16 protein-coding genes are annotated in these 16,396 nt (G+C 71.8%); 3 read left to right on the top strand and 13 right to left on the bottom strand.

The features are described 5' to 3' along the window. Nucleotides 1-2: 2 nt before the first annotated feature. From dmpG to ACIBI5_RS12690, 9 genes are read right to left on the bottom strand one after another with little or no spacing between them, the layout of a single operon-like run. Nucleotides 3-1,010, bottom strand: coding sequence for a 4-hydroxy-2-oxovalerate aldolase (dmpG, locus tag ACIBI5_RS12730; RefSeq protein ID WP_397246142.1), 1,008 nt, complete (start codon nt 1,008-1,010; stop codon nt 3-5). Next, the gene (locus ACIBI5_RS12725) at nt 1,007-1,879 is read right to left on the bottom strand and encodes an acetaldehyde dehydrogenase (acetylating) (RefSeq protein ID WP_397246140.1); all 873 of its coding nucleotides are present in this window, start codon (nt 1,877-1,879) and stop codon (nt 1,007-1,009) included. The genes dmpG and ACIBI5_RS12725 overlap by 4 nt, the downstream gene beginning before the upstream one ends. Next, the gene (locus tag ACIBI5_RS12720; protein WP_397246138.1) at nt 1,876-3,024 is read right to left on the bottom strand and encodes an alpha/beta fold hydrolase; all 1,149 of its coding nucleotides are present in this window, start codon (nt 3,022-3,024) and stop codon (nt 1,876-1,878) included. Before ACIBI5_RS12720 ends, ACIBI5_RS12725 begins: the two co-directional genes overlap by 4 nt. Further along, entirely contained in the window at nt 3,021-4,013 is a 993-nt protein-coding gene (locus ACIBI5_RS12715; protein WP_397246136.1) for an amidohydrolase family protein, read from the bottom strand. The genes ACIBI5_RS12720 and ACIBI5_RS12715 overlap by 4 nt, the downstream gene beginning before the upstream one ends. Continuing rightward, nucleotides 4,010-4,552 carry a 3-hydroxyanthranilate 3,4-dioxygenase gene (locus ACIBI5_RS12710; RefSeq protein ID WP_379618612.1) on the bottom strand — a complete coding sequence of 181 codons (543 nt, stop codon included), beginning with the start codon at nt 4,550-4,552 and terminating at the stop codon, nt 4,010-4,012. The genes ACIBI5_RS12715 and ACIBI5_RS12710 overlap by 4 nt, the downstream gene beginning before the upstream one ends. Further along, nucleotides 4,549-4,977 carry a RidA family protein gene (locus ACIBI5_RS12705; RefSeq protein ID WP_397246134.1) on the bottom strand — a complete coding sequence of 143 codons (429 nt, stop codon included), beginning with the start codon at nt 4,975-4,977 and terminating at the stop codon, nt 4,549-4,551. The genes ACIBI5_RS12710 and ACIBI5_RS12705 overlap by 4 nt, the downstream gene beginning before the upstream one ends. After that, entirely contained in the window at nt 4,974-5,708 is a 735-nt protein-coding gene (locus tag ACIBI5_RS12700) for a 2-keto-4-pentenoate hydratase (RefSeq protein WP_379618616.1), read from the bottom strand. Before ACIBI5_RS12700 ends, ACIBI5_RS12705 begins: the two co-directional genes overlap by 4 nt. Continuing rightward, entirely contained in the window at nt 5,705-6,487 is a 783-nt protein-coding gene (locus ACIBI5_RS12695) for a 2-keto-4-pentenoate hydratase (protein WP_397246132.1), read from the bottom strand. The genes ACIBI5_RS12700 and ACIBI5_RS12695 overlap by 4 nt, the downstream gene beginning before the upstream one ends. Before the next feature lie 8 nt (nt 6,488-6,495). Beyond that, a complete protein-coding gene (locus ACIBI5_RS12690; RefSeq protein ID WP_397246130.1) occupies nt 6,496-7,923 on the bottom strand; it encodes a 2-hydroxymuconic semialdehyde dehydrogenase in 1,428 nt (475 codons plus the stop codon). A gap of 175 nt (nt 7,924-8,098) precedes the next feature. Here ACIBI5_RS12690 and ACIBI5_RS12685 point away from each other — a divergent pair, with 175 nt between their 5' ends. Both ACIBI5_RS12685 and ACIBI5_RS12680 read left to right on the top strand, forming a co-directional pair. After that, a complete protein-coding gene (locus ACIBI5_RS12685; protein WP_397246128.1) occupies nt 8,099-9,412 on the top strand; it encodes an MFS transporter in 1,314 nt (437 codons plus the stop codon). Nucleotides 9,413-9,431: 19 nt separating this feature from the next. Then, nucleotides 9,432-10,355, top strand: a complete 924-nt coding sequence (locus ACIBI5_RS12680) for a LysR substrate-binding domain-containing protein (protein ID WP_397246126.1) — start codon at nt 9,432-9,434, stop codon at nt 10,353-10,355. 206 nt (nt 10,356-10,561) lie between these two features. Here the strand turns inward: ACIBI5_RS12680 and nusB are convergent, their stop codons facing one another. Genes nusB through ACIBI5_RS12665 form a run of 3 tightly spaced genes read right to left on the bottom strand, consistent with a single transcriptional unit; the run spans nt 10,562 to nt 12,598 of the window. Next, complete coding sequence (gene nusB, locus ACIBI5_RS12675; protein WP_184960681.1) at nt 10,562-10,972, bottom strand: transcription antitermination factor NusB; 411 nt, start codon at nt 10,970-10,972, stop codon at nt 10,562-10,564. Between the two features lies 1 nt (nt 10,973). Next, nucleotides 10,974-11,534 (bottom strand): elongation factor P, encoded by a 561-nt coding sequence (efp, locus tag ACIBI5_RS12670; RefSeq protein WP_379618626.1) that lies wholly within the window; start codon nt 11,532-11,534, stop codon nt 10,974-10,976. Nucleotides 11,535-11,560: 26 nt separating this feature from the next. Next, the gene (locus ACIBI5_RS12665) at nt 11,561-12,598 is read right to left on the bottom strand and encodes a M24 family metallopeptidase (RefSeq protein ID WP_397246123.1); all 1,038 of its coding nucleotides are present in this window, start codon (nt 12,596-12,598) and stop codon (nt 11,561-11,563) included. 92 nt (nt 12,599-12,690) lie between these two features. On the opposite strand from ACIBI5_RS12665, the gene ACIBI5_RS12660 reads away from it, so the two are divergent. Then, a complete protein-coding gene (locus ACIBI5_RS12660) occupies nt 12,691-14,478 on the top strand; it encodes a glycoside hydrolase family 9 protein (protein ID WP_397246121.1) in 1,788 nt (595 codons plus the stop codon). Between the two features lie 10 nt (nt 14,479-14,488). Here ACIBI5_RS12660 and ACIBI5_RS12655 read toward each other — a convergent pair whose 3' ends face one another. After that, nucleotides 14,489-16,255, bottom strand: coding sequence for a protein kinase (locus ACIBI5_RS12655; RefSeq protein ID WP_397246119.1), 1,767 nt, complete (start codon nt 16,253-16,255; stop codon nt 14,489-14,491). Nucleotides 16,256-16,396 lie beyond the last annotated feature (141 nt).

Raw genomic sequence — 16,396 nt, 5'->3', positions numbered from 1 at the left:
TGTCACCCCCGGCGGCCGGCGAGATCGAGCGCGATGTCCACGATCATGTCCTCCTGGCCGCCGACCATGCCGCGGCGGCCGACCTCCACGAGGATGGCGCGGGTGTCGAGCCCGTAGCGGGCGGCGGCGTCCTCGGCGTGGCGCAGGAAGCTGGAGTAGACGCCCGCGTAGCCGAGCGTGAGGGTCTCGCGGTCCACCTGGACGGGGCGGGTCTGCAGGGGGCGGACGAGGTCGTCGGCGGCGTCCATGAGCGCGAACAGGTCGCAGCCGTGCTCCCAGCCCATCAGGTCGGCGACGGCCACGAACGCCTCCAGCGGGCAGTTGCCCGCTCCCGCGCCCATGCCGGCCAGGGAGGCGTCGACGCGGGTGACGCCGTTCTCGACGGCGACGACGGAGTTGGCGACGCCGAGCCCGAGGTTGTGGTGGGCGTGGATGCCGAGCTCGGTGCCGGGGTCGAGGACCTCGCGGTAGGCGCGCACGCGCTCCTTCACGCCGTCCATGGTCAGCCGGCCGCCGGAGTCGGTGACGTAGACGCAGTGCGCGCCGTACGACTCCATGAGCCCGGCCTGGCGGGCGAGCTCGGCGGGCGGGGCGAGGTGGGACATCATGAGGAAGCCGGAGACGTCCATGCCGAGCTCGCGGGCGACGCCGATGTGCTGGGCGGAGATGTCGGCCTCGGTGCAGTGGGTGGCCACGCGTACCGAGCGGACGCCGAGCGCGTGGGCGCGGCGCAGGTCGGCGATGGTGCCGATGCCGGGCAGCAGCAGCGTGGTGAGGACCGCGCGGTCCATGGCGGAGGCGGCGGCCTCGATCCACTCCTCGTCGGGGCAGGCGCCGAAGCCGTAGTTGACGCTGCTTCCGGCCAGCCCGTCGCCGTGGGCGATCTCGACGGCGGCCACGCCGGCGGCGTCGAGGGCGCGGGCGATGGCCGCGACCTGGCCGGCGGTGTACTGGTGGCGGATGGCGTGCATGCCGTCGCGCAGCGTCACATCCTGGATGTAGAGCTTCATCGGGCCGCCATCCTCTCCGCGACGCGCAGCGCCGCCGACGTCATGATGTCCAGGTTGCCGGCGTAGGCGGGCAGGTAGTGGGCGGCGCCCTCGACCTCCAGGAAGACCGAGACGAGCGTGCCGCCGTCGGCCGGGCGGAACTGCACGTCCTGCTTGAGCCGGTAACCGGGCACGTAGGCGGCCACGGCGGCCACCATCTCCTTGACCGAGGCGGCGACCTCGGCCTCGTCGCAGCCGGGCACGAGGCAGTAGACGGTGTCGCGCATGATCACCGGTGGTTCCGCGGGGTTGAGCACGATGATCGCCTTGCCGCGCCCGGCGCCGCCGACGCTCTCCAGTGCGCGCGCGGTGGTCTCGGTGAACTCGTCGATGTTGGCGCGGGTGCCGGGACCGGCCGAGCGGGAGGCGATCGAGGCGACGATCTCGGCGTAGCGGACGGGCGCGACGCGGGAGACGGCCGCGACGATCGGCACCGTGGCCTGGCCGCCGCAGGTGACCATGTTGACGTTGTCCTCGCCGAGGTGGTCGCCGAGGTTCACGGCGGGCACGACGTAGGGGCCGATGGCGGCGGGCGTCAGGTCCACGACCTTCTTCCCGTACGGCGCCAGCGCCGCCGCGTTGTGCCGGTGGGCCCCGGCCGAGGTGGCGTCGAGCACCACCGCGACCTCCTCGAAGCAGGGCAGCGCGAGCAGGCCCTCGACGCCCTCGTGGGTGGTGGCCACGCCCATCCGCCGAGCTCTGGCCAGGCCGTCGGAGCCGGGGTCGATCCCGGCCATCGCGGCGACCTCCAGCGACGCGGACGTGCGCTTCACCTTGATCATCAGGTCGGTGCCGATGTTGCCGGACCCGATGATGGCGATCTTGCTCATGTGTCCTCCTCGCCGCGGCAGAACCGGGCGAACTCCTGGGTCATCTCCGGCACCGGCTTGTGGCCGGTGAACGGGGTGCCGTGGTTGCCGAAGTACAGCGGCACGTCGGCGAGGTGGCAGGCGCCGAGTTCGGCGCCGTCGCGCGTCATGGGTGAACGCGCGTCGCTGACGAGATGGCGGGCGGGGCCGGGGTGGATGCGCACCAGTTCCCGCGCGGGCTCGGTGAAGATCTCGCGGGTGGACGGCCGGCCCATGCCGGCCGCGGTGAACAGCCGCCCCTCCTGCGCGGTGGTGGTCACCAGCAGCGGCACTTTCGCGAGATTTCCTGACATGGGGTGTTCCTTCAGCAGGTCGCCGTCCAGCACCGGGGCGACGGGCAGCAGTCCTCCCGCCGGGGGCCGGGCGCGGGCGGCCCGTTCCTCCCCCGCCAGCAGCGTCTCGATCGGCGCCGTGGCGGGCTCGGGGACGGCGGCCGCCCTGGTCCAGGCCTCCGCCTGGCCGGGGGTGGCGAAGCCGTAGGGGACGGGGCTCATGGCCGCCGCCCGCGCGTACAGGCCGGGGGCGCAGGCCAGCAGGGCCAGGACGCTGGTGCCGCCCGCCGAGTGCCCGGCGAGCGTCACGTCGCCCGGGTCGCCGCCGAAGGCGTCGATGGCGTTCCTGACCCACTCCAGGGCGGCGATCTGGTCGCGCAGGGCGAGGTTGGCCGGTACGGCGCCGCCGTACCACAGGCCGGTGGCCCCGAAGCGGTAGTTGACGGTCACCACCACCAGGCCGTGCTCACGCGCGAGCACGGTCCCGTCGTACATGGCCTGCGCGCCCGAGCCGAACACGAACGCGCCCCCGTGCAGGAACACCAGCACGGGGCGGCGGCCCTCGGTCCCCGAGGTCCAGACGTTGAGGAACAGGCAGTCCTCGCGGCCCGCGGCCGGGTCGATCTCCAGGCCGGGCACCCACGCCATCCGGCCCGGCCGCTGCGGGGCCGGCGGGCCGGGGGCGAGCGCGTCGCGTACCCCCTCCCAGGGCCGGGGCGGCTCGGGGGCGGTGAAGCGGCGGGCGGGGGCGGCGTACCTGATGCCCTTGAACGCCAGCGCTCCCCCGAGTCCGAGCCCCCGCAGCGTGCCCTGCGGGGTGTGGGCGAGCGTCATGCGCGTGGCGCGCTCTCGGTCAGGCCCAGGAAGCGGGCGGCGTTGCCGCCGAGGATCGCCTCGCGTTCGGAGTCCGTCAGCCCCGGGCAGGCGCGCACGACCGAGCCCGGGTCCTCCTCGCCCAGGGGGAAGGGGAAGTCGGTGCCGAGCATGACCCGTTCCGCGCCCATGACGTCGACGAGCAGGCGCAGCGCCCGGGGGTCGAAGACGGCGGAGTCCACGGAGAAGCGGCCGGTGTAGGCGGAGGGCGGCTTGGGCGAGTCGCGGCGGACCAGGTCGCGCCGATGCCAGGCGTTGTCGGCCCGGCCGAGCAGGAACGCGAAGCTGCCGCCGCCGTGGCAGAAGCACAGCCGCAGGTTGCCGGGCAGCTTCTCGAAGGCGCCGGAAAGGATCATCGTCAGGATGCCGAGCTGGGTCTCGGCGGCCATGCCGACCAGCCAGGGCAGCATGTAGCCGCGCATGCGCTCGGCGGCCATCATGTCCCACGGGTGCACGAGGACCGGCATGTCCTGGTGGGCGCAGTGCTCCAGGAAGGCGAGCAGGTCGGCGTCGTCGAGGTTGCGCGGGCCGACGTGGTTGCCGATGTGCACGCCCCGGTGCCCGGCGGCCTTCGCCCTGGCCAGGGTCTCGATGGCGTGGCCCAGGTCCTGCAGCGGCACCTGGCACAGCGGGACGAGCCGGGCGGGGTCCTCCGAGCAGTACGCGAGGATCCGGTCGTTGACCATGTCGCACCAGTCGGCGGCGCGGCCGGGATCGGCCTCGTAGCCGAACAGCAGCGGCGTGGAGGAGACGGCCTGCACCGCCACGCCGGTGCGGTCCATGGCGGCCAGGCGCGCCCCGGCGTCCCACAGCTCGGGGGTGACGGGGCGGTAGTCCTCGTCGCCGCTCATCATCATGCCCTCGCGCAGCCACGGCTCGCCGGCGCCCGCCAGGGTGCGCGCCTCCTCGCGGGAGATCCGCGGGAAGACGTGGGCGTGGATGTCGATCACTGGACCACCGGGCGGAGCGCGTCGGGCCAGTCCTTGCCCGGGTGGACGGCGCCGCAGTGCGGGCAGGTGCGGTCGCTGCCGTAGAAGGCGTTGAAGACCGGCGGCAGGTCGTCCACGATCGACTCCAGCTGCACCTCGGCGCGGTGCACGAGGCGGTGGCAGTTGACGCAGTACCACTCGAAGGCGTCCAGGTCGCCCTGCGGGCGGGCGTACTCGACGACCAGGCCGATGGAGCCGGGCACCGGCCGCTGCGGGGAGTGGCGCACGTGCGGCGGCAGCAGGAAGACGTCGCCCTCGCGGATCTGGATGTCGACCGGCGGCTTGCCCTCCTCCTCCATGACGCGCAGCACCATGCCGCCCTTGAGCTGGTAGAAGAACTCCTCGATCGGGTCGTCGTGGAAGTCGGTGCGCTGGTTGGGGCCGCCGACGACGGTCACCATCAGGTCGGCCTCCTTCCAGATCTGCACGTTGCCCACGGGCGGCTTGAGCTGGTCGGCGTGCTCGTCGATCCACGTGGCGAGATTGAACGGCGGGATCATGGGGTGCTCCTCGTCGGGATGTGGGCGGTGCAGGAGATCTCGATCAGCAGGTGCGGGTGGGGCAGCTGGTGGACGGCGACGGTGGTGCGAGCGGGGCCGTGCTCGTCGAAGTAGGCGCCGTAGACCTCGTTGTAGCCGCCGAAGTCGTTCATGGAGACCAGGTAGGTGGTGACGTTGACGACGTCGGCCAGACCGCCTCCGGCGGCCTTGAGGATGTCGGCGAGGTTGCCGATGACGGCGCGGGTCTGCTCGCGGATGTCGAGGCTGGTGGTGCCCATCTCGTCGGCGCTCGCCCCGGCGAAGGTGCCGTCGGGGCGGCGGGAGCTCGTACCGGAGACGAAGACCAGGTCGCCGGCCCGCCTGAAGTGCGGGAAGCGCCCGCGCGGGCGCGCCTTGCCCGGCACCAGCATCGATTCTTCGCTCACGTGGTCACCTCCGCGTGGCCGAGGCCCTGTCCGCTGACGCGCACGTGGGCGCCCGGCGGCAGCGGGACGGCGGCGGTGGCCGCGCCCGCCAGGACGATCCAGCCCGCCTCCAGCTCGATCCCGGCGGCCTGGGCCAGGCGGGCGGCGGCGTGCAGGGAGCGCATCGGGTCGCCGAGGATGGCCGCCGACGACCCCGAGGCGACGGTCCGCCCGTCGATCTCCAGGGTCAGGCCGACGTTGGCGACCGCGCGCGGCGTGTGCCAGGGACCGAGGCCGAAGCCGCTGGCGGAGGCGTTGTCGGCGATGACGTCCTCCAGCGTGAAGGAGAAGTCGGCGAAGCGGGAGTCGAGCACCTCGTAGCCGACCGCCACGCCGCCGACGGCCGCGCCCACGTCGGCGGGCGAGCGGACCGGGCGCTCCAGCAGGAAGGCGATCTCGGGCTCGACGCGCGGGTGGATGAGCGTGCCCGTGTCCAGATGCGACTCGATCAGCATGGCGTCGGTCAGCAGGCCCCAGATGACGTCGTCCACGCCCATCTGGATCATCTTGGCCCGGCTCGTGAAGCCCATCTTGACGCCGATGAGCTTCTCGCCGCGGGCCTCGCGGCGGGCGATGACCTCGCGTTGCACCCGGTAGGCCGCGGGCACGTCGAGCGCCGTCTCCTCGGTCAGCTTCGCGATGGCCGTACGGCTCAGCGCCGCCTCGTCCAGGCGCTGCGCCAGGCGGTTCACAAGGTCTCCTTCGCGAAGGCGGCCCGGACGTCGCCGAGCCCGTCGATCCTGGCCTCCAGCACGTCGCCGGGCACGACCGGCACCACGGGCCCGAGCGCGCCGGTCAGCACGGTGTCGCCCGCCCGGAGCGGGCGGCCGAGGCGGGCCAGGGTGTCGGCCAGCCAGACGGCGGCGTGCAGCGGGTGACCCAGGCACGCGGCGCCGATCCCGGTCGAGACCTGCTCGCCGCGGCGCTCCATGACCATCCCGGCCAGGCGCAGGTCCAGGTCCTTCAGCGGGACGGGCCGGTTGCCCAGCACGTACAGGCCGGAGGAGGCGTTGTCGGCGACGGTGTCGGCCAGCGTGATGTCCCAGCCGCGGATCCGGCTGCCGACCACCTCGATCGCGGGCAGCGCGAACGCGGTCGCCCCGATCACGTCGGCCACCGTGTGGCGCTCGTGCGGCAGGTCGTGCTCCAGCACCAGCGCCACCTCGGCCTCGGCGCGCGGCTGCAGCACGGTCCCCGCCGGGATCTCGGCGCCGTCGGGAACCGCCATGTCGGCGAACAACGCCCCGAAGTCCGGCTGGTCCACGCCGAGCTGCTTCTGCACGGCCGCGCTGGTCAGGCCGATCTTGCGGCCGGTCAGCCGCCGTCCCTCACCCAGCCACCTGCCGGTCAGCCAATCCTGTACGGCGTACGCCTCCTCGACCCCGCCGACCAGATCGCGCACGGGCTCGCAGGGCACGCCGGAGGCGTGCGCCCCCAGCAGCCGCTCGGCGGCCTGTTGAACATTCGTCACCGATGACCTCATATCTTCACGCACACGTTGACCGGCTCGGAGAAGAAGTCGAGCGAGTACTCGCCGCCCTCCCGGCCGATGCCCGACGCCTTCACCCCACCGAACGGGGTGCGCAGGTCGCGCAGGTTCCAGCAGTTCACCCAGACGATCCCGGCCTCGATCCTGGGCGCGACCCGGTGGGCGCGCGACAGGTCGCCGGTCCAGACGGTGGCGGCCAGGCCGTACGGGCTGTCGTTGGCCAGCCGGATCGCCTCGGCCTCGTCGTCGAAGGGCGCGAGGTGGCAGATCGGGCCGAAGACCTCCTCGCGGACGGTCCTGGCGCTCTCGGGCAGGCCGGTGACGACGGTGGGCTCGACGTAGAAGCCGCCGTCGCGCTCGTCGCCGAAGCTCGGGGCGCCGCCCCCGGCGAGGACCGTGGCGCCCTCCTCGACGGCCAGGCGGAAGTAGGACAGCACCTTGTCGCGGTGCTCGGCCGAGATCATCGGGCCGTAGTCCTTCAGGTTCCTTGCCCGTTCGGCGAGCTTCGCGGTGAACGCGTCGAAGATCGGGCGCTGGACGTAGACGCGCTCGGTGCACAGGCAGATCTGGCCGGAGTGGGTGAAGCTCGACCGGATCGTGCCCTCGACCGCCTCGTCCAGGTCGGCGTCGGCGAAGACCAGGGCCGGGTTCTTGCCGCCGAGCTCGAAGGAGACCGGGGTGACGTGGTCGGCGGCGGCGCGCATGATGGCCGAGCCGGTGGCCGACTCGCCGGTGAACGCGATGGCGTCCACGCCGGGGTGGGAGGTCAGGAACTCGCCCGCCGCCGCGGCGCCGTGGCCGTGGATCAGGTTGAAGGCGCCTGGCGGCAGCCGTACCTCGTCGATGACCTCGGCCAGCAGCGTCGCGGTGGAGGGCGTCTCCTCCGAGGGCTTGGCCACCACGGCGTTGCCCGCCGCCAGGGCGGGCGCGACCTTCCAGGTGAGAAGCAGCAGAGGGAGGTTCCACGGGGAGATGACGGCGACGACGCCGAGCGGGCGGCGCACGGTGTAGTTGAGCGCTTCGCCGGTGCCGCTCCAGCCGGGGACGCGGGTGTGGTAGGCGCGTTCCGGGCGGCCGTAGGACAGGTCGGCGTAGGCGCGGAAGTTGCCGATCGCGCGGGGGACGTCCACGGTGGCGGCCAGTTCGCGCGGCTTGCCGGTGTCGGCGACCTCGGCGGCGACGAACTCGTCGAACCGGGCCTCGATGCCGTCGGCGATCCGCCGCATCCAGGCGCAGCGCTCCTCGGTGCTCGTGGCGCCCCAGGGACCGGCCAGCGCCGCCCTGGCCGCGGCGACCGCGGCGTCGACGACCTCGCGCGGGGCCTCGGGCACGGTCCCCGTCCGGCGCCCGTCGACGGGCGAGATCAGCGGGAAGGGGGTCCCCGTGGTCTCGAAGACCCCGTTGACGTAATGCTTCATGGCGCCATTGTCCGGCCGCATCGCCATATCAGGCCAATACCTGATCGCGGCCCAGCTATGACAATTCCGATATATAACGCTTTTTACATACGTGACGGCCAGAACAGTATTCGCCGTGACATAGCACCTGCGTGCATCCTCGTCCGTACCCCCTGATCGGAAGGTACAGACGAAAATGGACACTGACCGCCGCAGGGCGGCGCGCCGCGTCTCGTGGGCGGCCTTCATCGGCACGACCATCGAGTGGTACGACTTCTTCCTGTACGGCACGGCCGCCGCGCTCGTCTTCAACAAGCAGTTCTTCCCCGCCATGGACCCCGTCGCCGGATCGATCGCCGCCTTCGGCACCATGACCGTGGGATTCCTGGCCCGACCGCTGGGCGGCATCGTCTTCGGCCACTTCGGCGACCGGCTCGGCCGCCGCAACACGCTGGTCGTCTCGCTGCTGATCATGGGGATCGGGACCACGCTCATCGGCGTGCTGCCCACCTACTCCAGCATCGGCATCTGGGCCGCGGTGCTGCTGGTCGTCATGCGCATCGCCCAGGGCATCGGCCTCGGCGGCGAACTCGGCGGGGCCGTGGTGCTGACCATGGAACACGCGCCGAAGGGCCGTCGCGGCCTGTTCGGCGCCTTCCCGATGATGGGCACGCCCGCCGGGATGCTCTGCGCCAACCTCGTCTTCCTGGGCACCTCCTCGGCCCTGAGCGAGGAGGCCTTCATGTCGTGGGGCTGGCGGGTGCCGTTCCTGCTGAGCGTCGTGCTCGTGGTGGTCGGCATCTACCTGCGGCTGCGTATCGAGGAGAGCCCCGACTTCGTCGTCCAGCGCAAGCCGGTCAAGCTGCCGATCGCCGAGGTCCTGCGCGGCCACTGGCGCGGGGTCGTGCACAGCATCGCGGTCATCATCGGCAACAGCGCCGTCGCCTACGTCTTCATGGTCTACATCCTCCAGTACGGCCAGGCCCCCGCGATCGGCCTGTCCCGCACCTTCCTGCTGACCTGCGTGATCGGCGGCGCGACGGTCTGGCTGGCGACCGCGCCGCTCTGGGCCCACCTGGGCGACCGGTTCGGGCTCCGGGCCCTGTTCTCCCACGGCTCGTGGGTCCTGCTGGCCGGAGCCGTCGCCATCCTGCCCGTCGTCAACACCGGCAGCAACGTGCTGATCGCGGTCTTCATGGTGGCGATGGGCGCCGTGCTGGCGATGACCCACGCCGCGCAGGGCACGCTGACGGCCAGCTTCTTCCCCGTCGCGATCCGCTACTCGGGCACCTCGGCCGCCTATCAGCTCGCCGCGCTGCTCGGCGGCGGCATCACCCCGCTGGTGGCAGCCTCCCTGCTGGCCTCGACCGGCTCGTCGTGGTCGATCACCGCGTACCTGGCGGTCGTGACCGCGATCAGCCTCGTGGCCGCGCTGGTCCTGCCCCGCAACGACGCCGAACGCTTCGGCGACGTCCCCGAAGCCATACCCAATCGGGTCGTCCAGGGCTGAAAGCTATGCTGAAATGGTGATGACCCGCGCTCTGGACCTGCTCGCCGGCCGCCTCAAGCTCCGCCACCTCGTGCTGGTCACCGCCATCGCCGACCACGGCAGCGTGCTGCGCGCCGCCGAACACCTCCGCCTCGCCCAGCCCGCCGCCACACGCGGCCTGCGCGAGGTGGAGCAGATCCTCGGCGTCGAGCTGTTCACCCGGGGGCCGCGCGGTGTCACCCCGACCGTGTTCGGCACCGCCTTCGTCGACCACGCCCGCGCCGTCCAGGCCGAGCTGCGCCGGGCCGGCGACCGCATCACGGGCCTGGCCAACGGCGAGACCGGCACCGTCACCGTCGGCACCCTGCTGGCCGCCACGAACGTCCTGCTGCCCCGCTCGATCGCCGCGCTCAAGGCCGAACGGCCCGGCATCACGGTCATCGTGCGCGAGGGCACGTTCGACTCGCTGGTCCCCCGGCTCATCGACGGCGACACCGACCTGGTCCTCGGCCGTCTCAACCCCATCGACGACCGGCACGGCCTGCGCCAGATCCCGCTCTACGACGAGCCCATCCTCCTGGTCGCCCGCTCCGGCCACCCCGCCTCGGCCGCCTCGACGCTGGCCGGGCTGCTCGGCTACCCGTGGATCCTGCCGCTGGAGCAGACGTCGCTGCGGCAGGAGCTGGAACAGGTCTTCAAGAACCAGGACCTGCCGTTGCCCGAGGACCGTGTGGAGTGCACGTCGATCCTGACGATCCGGTCACTGCTGCTGCAGACCGACATGGTGGCCGCGCTGCCGGCGCTGCTGGTCCGGTCCGACCCGCAGCTCGTGTGCCTGCCGGTGCCGCTGGCCTCGGTGAAACGCTCGGTCGGCGTCACGCTGCCGGGGTCGCGGGCCCTGACTCCGGCGGCGAAGGTCATGCTCGACCACCTGCGAACCCAGTCGGCGACCCTTGAGCCCTGACGGCATCCGGGTGGCACACCGTTCGGTCTTGACCGGGGTCCTTTGGTCTTGACCGGGTCAACGGCGGAGTCGTCGCGGCGGGGACCCGTGAGCCCTCACGAGCGGCGGTGCGGGTGGGGTGGCGGGAGCCGTAACGGAAAAGAGCGCGCCATGAAGATCACGGCGCGCCCTCCCCCGAGTGCGCCGTGATGATCACGGCGCCCCCTTCAGAGCGACAGACTCGGCTTGAGCTGCTTGAAACGGGCCAGGAGGCCGTTGATGAAGCTGGGCGACTCGTCGGTGGAGAGCTCGCCCGCCAGGTGCACCCACTCGCTGATGACCACGCCCTCGGGGACGTCGGGCATCCACAGCAGCTCGTAGGTGCCGCCGCGCAGCAGGTTGCGGTCGACGGCGGGCATGCGCTCCAGCGTCCAGCCCTCGGAGTAGGTGGTGATGAGCTCGTCGATGCGGGCCCGGTGGCGGGCCACGCCCTCCACGATCGCCGAGGTGTACTCGTTGACCGGCGGCTCACTCCGCTCCACCCGCTCGGCGAGGATCTTCAGCGGGTCCTCTTCCCTGGCCTCCGCCTCGAAGAGGATGTCGAGGGCGCGCCTGCGTGCTTTGCCGCGTGCCGACACCTCAGGCCCGGCCGAGGTATTCGCCGCTGCGGGTGTCGACCTTGACCTTCTCGCCGGTGGTGATGAACAGCGGGACCTTGATCTCGGCGCCGGTCTCCAGCGTGGCGGGCTTGGTGCCGCCGGTGGAGCGGTCGCCCTGCAGGCCCGGCTCGGTGTTGGAGATCAGCAGCTCGACCGCGGCCGGCAGGTCGACGTAGAGCGCGGCGCCCTCGTTGAAGGCGATCGTGGCCATGGTGTTCTCGAGCATGTAGCTGGCCGCGTCGCCGACGGTCTTGGCGGGCACGTTGACCATGTCGTAGGTCTCGGTGTCCATGAAGACGAAGTCGTCGCCGTCCTTGTAGGAGTACTGCATCTCGCGCTTGTCGACGTTGGCCACGTCGACTTTCACCCCAGCGTTGAAGGTCTTGTCGACGACCTTGCCGGAGAGCACGTTCTTGAGTTTGGTGCGCACGAACGCGCCGCCCTTGCCCGGCTTGACGTGCTGGAACTCCACAACGGCCCACAGCTCACCGCCGTCGAGCTTCAGCACCATGCCGTTCTTGAGGTCGTTGGTCGTCGCCACTCGTTTTCTCCCGCGTGTTGCCGCTCTTAAAGGACGAGCAGCTCTTTGGTCGTCTTCGTGAGGAGTTCCGGCCCGCCCGCACGCGTGACCAGCGTGTCCTCGATGCGGACACCGCCCTGTCCCGGGAGGTAGACCCCCGGCTCGACGGTGATGGGAACTCGATCCTCTAGTCTACCGGTCCTGGCGGGGCCCAGGAACGGCTCCTCGTGGATCTCCAGGCCGACGCCGTGTCCGAGGCCGTGCCGGAAGTGCCCGGCGTGGCCCGCTTCGGCGATCACGCCGCGCGCGGCGGAGTCGACCTCCTTGGCCGTGGCGCCGGGCGTGAGGGCGTCGCGACCGGCCTTCTGCGCGGCGGCGACGAGGTCGTGGATCTCGCGCTGCCAGGCGGCGGGCTCGCCCAGGCTGACGGTGCGGGTCATGTCGGCGTGGTAGCCGCGGTAGTTGGCGCCGAAGTCGAGGGTGACCAGGTCGCCTGCGCGCAGCTCGCGATCGGTGGGGGTGTGGTGCGGTACGGCCCCGTTCTCGCCCGCGGCGACGATGGACTCGAAGGCGATCTTGTCGGCCCCGAGTTCGATCATCCGGTGCTCAAGGATGCGGGCTACGTGGCGTTCGGTGGCGCCTGGGCGGATTTCTTGGGAAATATCGCTGAATGCCTGGTCGGAGATGGCGCAGGCCGTACGCAGGAGCTCGATCTCTTCTTCGTCCTTGACCGTCCGCAGGAGCTCCACCAGCGGCTCCAGCGGGACCAGGCCCTCTCCCAGCCGCCGGTACGTCGCGACCGACATGTGCGCGGCCTCGATCCCCGTGCCCGGCGCGGCCAGGGCGCCCGCGGTGTCCGGCGCCTCGACGACCTCGACGCCCAGGTCGCGGGTCATCTCGATGTAGCGGGAGTCGGTCGCGAGCGTGGCGCTACCGTCCTCGCGCACCAGAACCGCGGCGTTGGAACTGTCGAGTCCGGTCAGGTACCTCACGTTGACCAGGGAGGTGACGAGCACCGCGGGGACCGCGCGCTCGGGCAGCAGCGCGGCCAGGGCGGCTCGGCGCCGCGCGTGAGTGTCGGTCATTTCGTCAATGTACGCGTATTGACCTTCCTCACGCTCCGCGGCTACCGTGCGCAGCAAGGTTAGTAAGGTTTCCTAACCTTCAAGGAGCGTGCATGAAGCTGGCAGCGGCGTTGACCGCGTTATCCGTCCTGATCGCAGGGAGCCCAGCGATGGCCGAGAGCGCGTCGTTCATCAGGGTCGACCAGGTGGGCTTCGCGCCGGAGGAGGCCAAAGAGGCCTACCTCATGGCGGATCGTCCCCTCCCCTTCACCGTCGTCGATCGCCGGGGGCGGGTGGTCCTGCGCGGTACGGCGGGCCGCGACCTCGGCAAGTGGAACGACACCTACCGTCATGTCTACCACCTGGACCTTTCCAGGCTCCGTACCCCCGGCAGCTACCGGGTCAAGGCGGGCGGGCAGACCTCCGCCGAGTTCGCCGTGGCCCCCTCGATCGCCCTGTCGCTGCCCGCGGCCAAGATCGTGACGTTCTTCGGCGGCCAGCGCGACCGCTGGCACAAGAGCGACAAGGCCGCCTCCGTCTATGACTGGCCCGAGTTCACCGGCCCGGACACCGACCAGATCAAGGGCGACCTCACCAAGGTCGGCGGCCCGGTGGACGTGTCGGGCGGCTGGTTCGACGCCGGCGACTACCTGAAGTTCACCCACATCCTCGCCTATGTCGACACCCTCCTGTGGGCGGCCAAGCGCGACGGCGCCATCGACCCCCGCCTGCGCGGCGAGGCCGACCACGGCCTGAGGTTCCTCGACAAGATGTGGGACGAGACGTCGAAGACCCTCTACATCCAGGTCGGCATCGGAGCCGGCAACGCCGAGGGCACCTTCGCCGGCGACCACGACATCTGGCGCATGCCGGAGGAGGACGACCACTCCACCGAGAAGTACATCCGCGACCGGCCCGTCTTCCGCGCCGCCGCGCCCGGCCAGCCGATCAGTCCCAACCTGGCCGGCCGTACCGCCGCCGCCTTCGCCCTGGCCGCGCAGGTGGAGCCCGACCGCGGGCGCGCCCGCGAACTGCTGGAGAAGGGCGCCTCCGTCTACGCCATGGCCAAGACCGAGAACGTCGGCCGGCTCGTCACCTCGCTCCCCCACGCCTTCTACCCGGAGAGCGTCTGGCGCGACGACATGGAGCTGGGCGGCGCCGAACTGGCCCTGGCCGCCCAGCGCCTGCGTGACCCGCGCGCCGGCGAGTGGCTGCGGCAGGCGGCCCACTGGGCCGGCGAGTACCTGAAGCACGACGCCGGCGGCGACACCTTCAACCTGTACGACGTCAGCGCGCTCGGCCACACCGACCTCGTCAAGGCCATCCGCCAGGCTCGGGGCGGCACGCTGCCGGTCACCGAACGGCAGCTCGTCGGCGACCTGAAGGCGCAACTGGAGATCGGCGCCGCGCGGGCCGGCCAGGACCCGTTCCAGGCGGGTGCGAGCTATGACCAGTTCGACTCGGTGCCGCACGCGTTCGGGCTGGCGGCCACCTCGCGCCTCTACCGGTCGGTGAGCGGCGACCGCTCCTACGACTCCTTCGGCACCCGTCAGCGCGGCTGGGCCCTCGGGGCCAACGCGTGGGGCGTGTCGTTCGTCTCCGGGGTCGGCGACAACGCGATCACCTGCCCGCACTATCAGATGTCCAACATCACCGGCAGGCCGCCGACCGGCGCCGTGGTCAACGGCCCGAACAGCGCTTCCCTGTTCGACGACGGGCTGGGGGGTCACATGGACCGCATGAGCCCCTGCCCCGCCGACGGAGTCGACCGCTACGCCCCGTTCACCGGGCGCGGCAGCCGCTTCGTCGACGACGTCCGGTCGTGGCAGGCGTCCGAACCCGCCGACGACTTCGCCGCGGTGGCGCTCTACGCGCTCACGCTGATGTCACGGGGCGGGTAGATCCCCCCGCTCACGCGGAGGTCCCGGGGCGGTTGAGACCCCAGTCGGCGAGGAAGTTCGCGAGGGGGCCGGTGGCGGCCATGTCGCCGTCGCCGGCCGCTTCGCGCAGGTCCGCCGCCGCCTCCAGCGCGTGGCGGCGGGCCTGGTCCTCGCGGCCCTTCCTCATCCGGTCCATCGCTTTGGCGATCTTCTTGCGGGCGTCGGCGGCCACCCCGCCGTCGATGCCGTTCAGCTGCTGCTGGAGCCGCACCGCCTCGTCGAAGCGGCCCAGCCAGTTCTGCCAGCCGCCCGGCGGGGTCTGCCGCAGGCCGGTGGTGTCGCGCGGCTGGGGGGTGAGGGTGTCCAGAGGGTTCGCCGGGCCCAGCGTGTCGACCAGTCCTGTGGGTTCTGGTGTCGGCTCTTCCGGGGTGAACGTCGGGTCCGGCTCCTCCCGGGTGGCCGTCGGTGTCGGGTCTGGCTGTTGCGGGGTGAAGGTCGCGCTGGGTACGGGCGTCGCGGCCGGCTGGTCACGGCCGGACAGGACGATGAAGCCGATCGTGACCAGAGCGATGACGGCCAGGGCCGCGACCATCTGGATGATCAGGCGGCGGTTCTGGTTGGGCGGGTCCTGGATGGGGCCTTCGAAGATCTGGGTGTGGCCGTCCTTGAAGGGCGGCTGACCGCCCGGGGCTGTGTGCGGACCGGTTCGCGGGCCTGGTTGTGAGCTGTATTGGCCTGGTTGTGGGCTGTATTGGCCTGTTTGCGGACCGCCCAGACCTGAGGCGCCGTAACCCACCTGTGTGTCCCCGAGACCCGGGCCCCCGTGGCTTTGGCCCCCGTGACCCGTTTGTGGGCCCCCGATGCCCGGCGCGCCGTGGGCCGCTTGCGGTCCTTCGTGACCTGGGGCGCTGTGGCCTGGTTGCGAGCCCGGTCCGGCGTAGGCGGGTGGCCGGCCGTCGGTGGTTCCGGGGGCGTTGAAGGGGGTCTGGGCGTCCGGGAGGTTGGGGAGGGGGCCGGTGCGCTGGGTGGCGCCGGGGCGGGCGATGCTCGCCAGGCGGCGCCGTACCGTGTCACCCCCCGCGGGACGTGCGGCGGGATCCTTGGTCAGCAACGCCAGCAACAGCTGCTCCAGCTCGGCCGGAACGGCGGGACGGTGGCGCGTTGGCGGCTCGGGCTCGGCGGTGCGGATGCGCTCGGCGAGCTCCTCCCCCTCGCCCTCGAACGGCGGCCGCCCGCACAACATCTCATAACAAACCGCAGCCAGCGCATAGAGATCGGCGGCGGGCCCGCCCTGCCCGTCAAGCTGCTCAGGCGCGCGGTACGGCGTCACCGGCCCCGGATCCGCCCCCTGAATCCCGAACCCGACCACCTTGAGCACCCCGCTGCCCGCCCGGCGGAAGGAGTTCGGGTCGATCTGCCCGTGCACCACCCCCGCCCGGTGCGCCGCGTCAAGCCCGGCCGCCGCCTGTCCGAACAGGTCGCACGCCTCGACGATCCCCAGCGGCCCGTGCGCGACGCGCTCCTCACCGAGGCTCGCCCCCGTCAAGAACTCCATCACCAGGTACGGCACGCCGTTGTGGCCACCGATGTCCAGAACCATGGCCACATGGGGATGCACGACCTTGGCCACGGTCTGGGCATGTTTGTGAGCCAGTTCGCTGGAGCCCGCGGTGAGCATCTTGACCGCCACGGTCCAGTCGGCGTTCTCGTCGTGCGCCCGCCACACCTCACCGGCCTGCCCTCGGCCGATGAGCTCGTCCAGCCGGTAGCGGCCGGCGACCAGCGTCTCCTCGGACATATCCCCGCCAATGCACTCAAGGTTGGCAATTTGCCCCCAACCTTAGGGGCTTCAACCGCCCTCAAGCCCCCGAACTCCACCACCCGGCCCCCAGGCCCACGGAGATCACCCACCCGGCACCGGACCACGCCGCAACCTCCC

It is taken from the genome of Nonomuraea sp. NPDC050540 (genome assembly GCF_044457485.1).
GTDB lineage: Bacteria > Actinomycetota > Actinomycetes > Streptosporangiales > Streptosporangiaceae > Nonomuraea.
The sequence above is the reverse complement of the archived record's forward strand: the minus strand, read 5'-3'. Positions and strand labels throughout refer to the sequence as shown.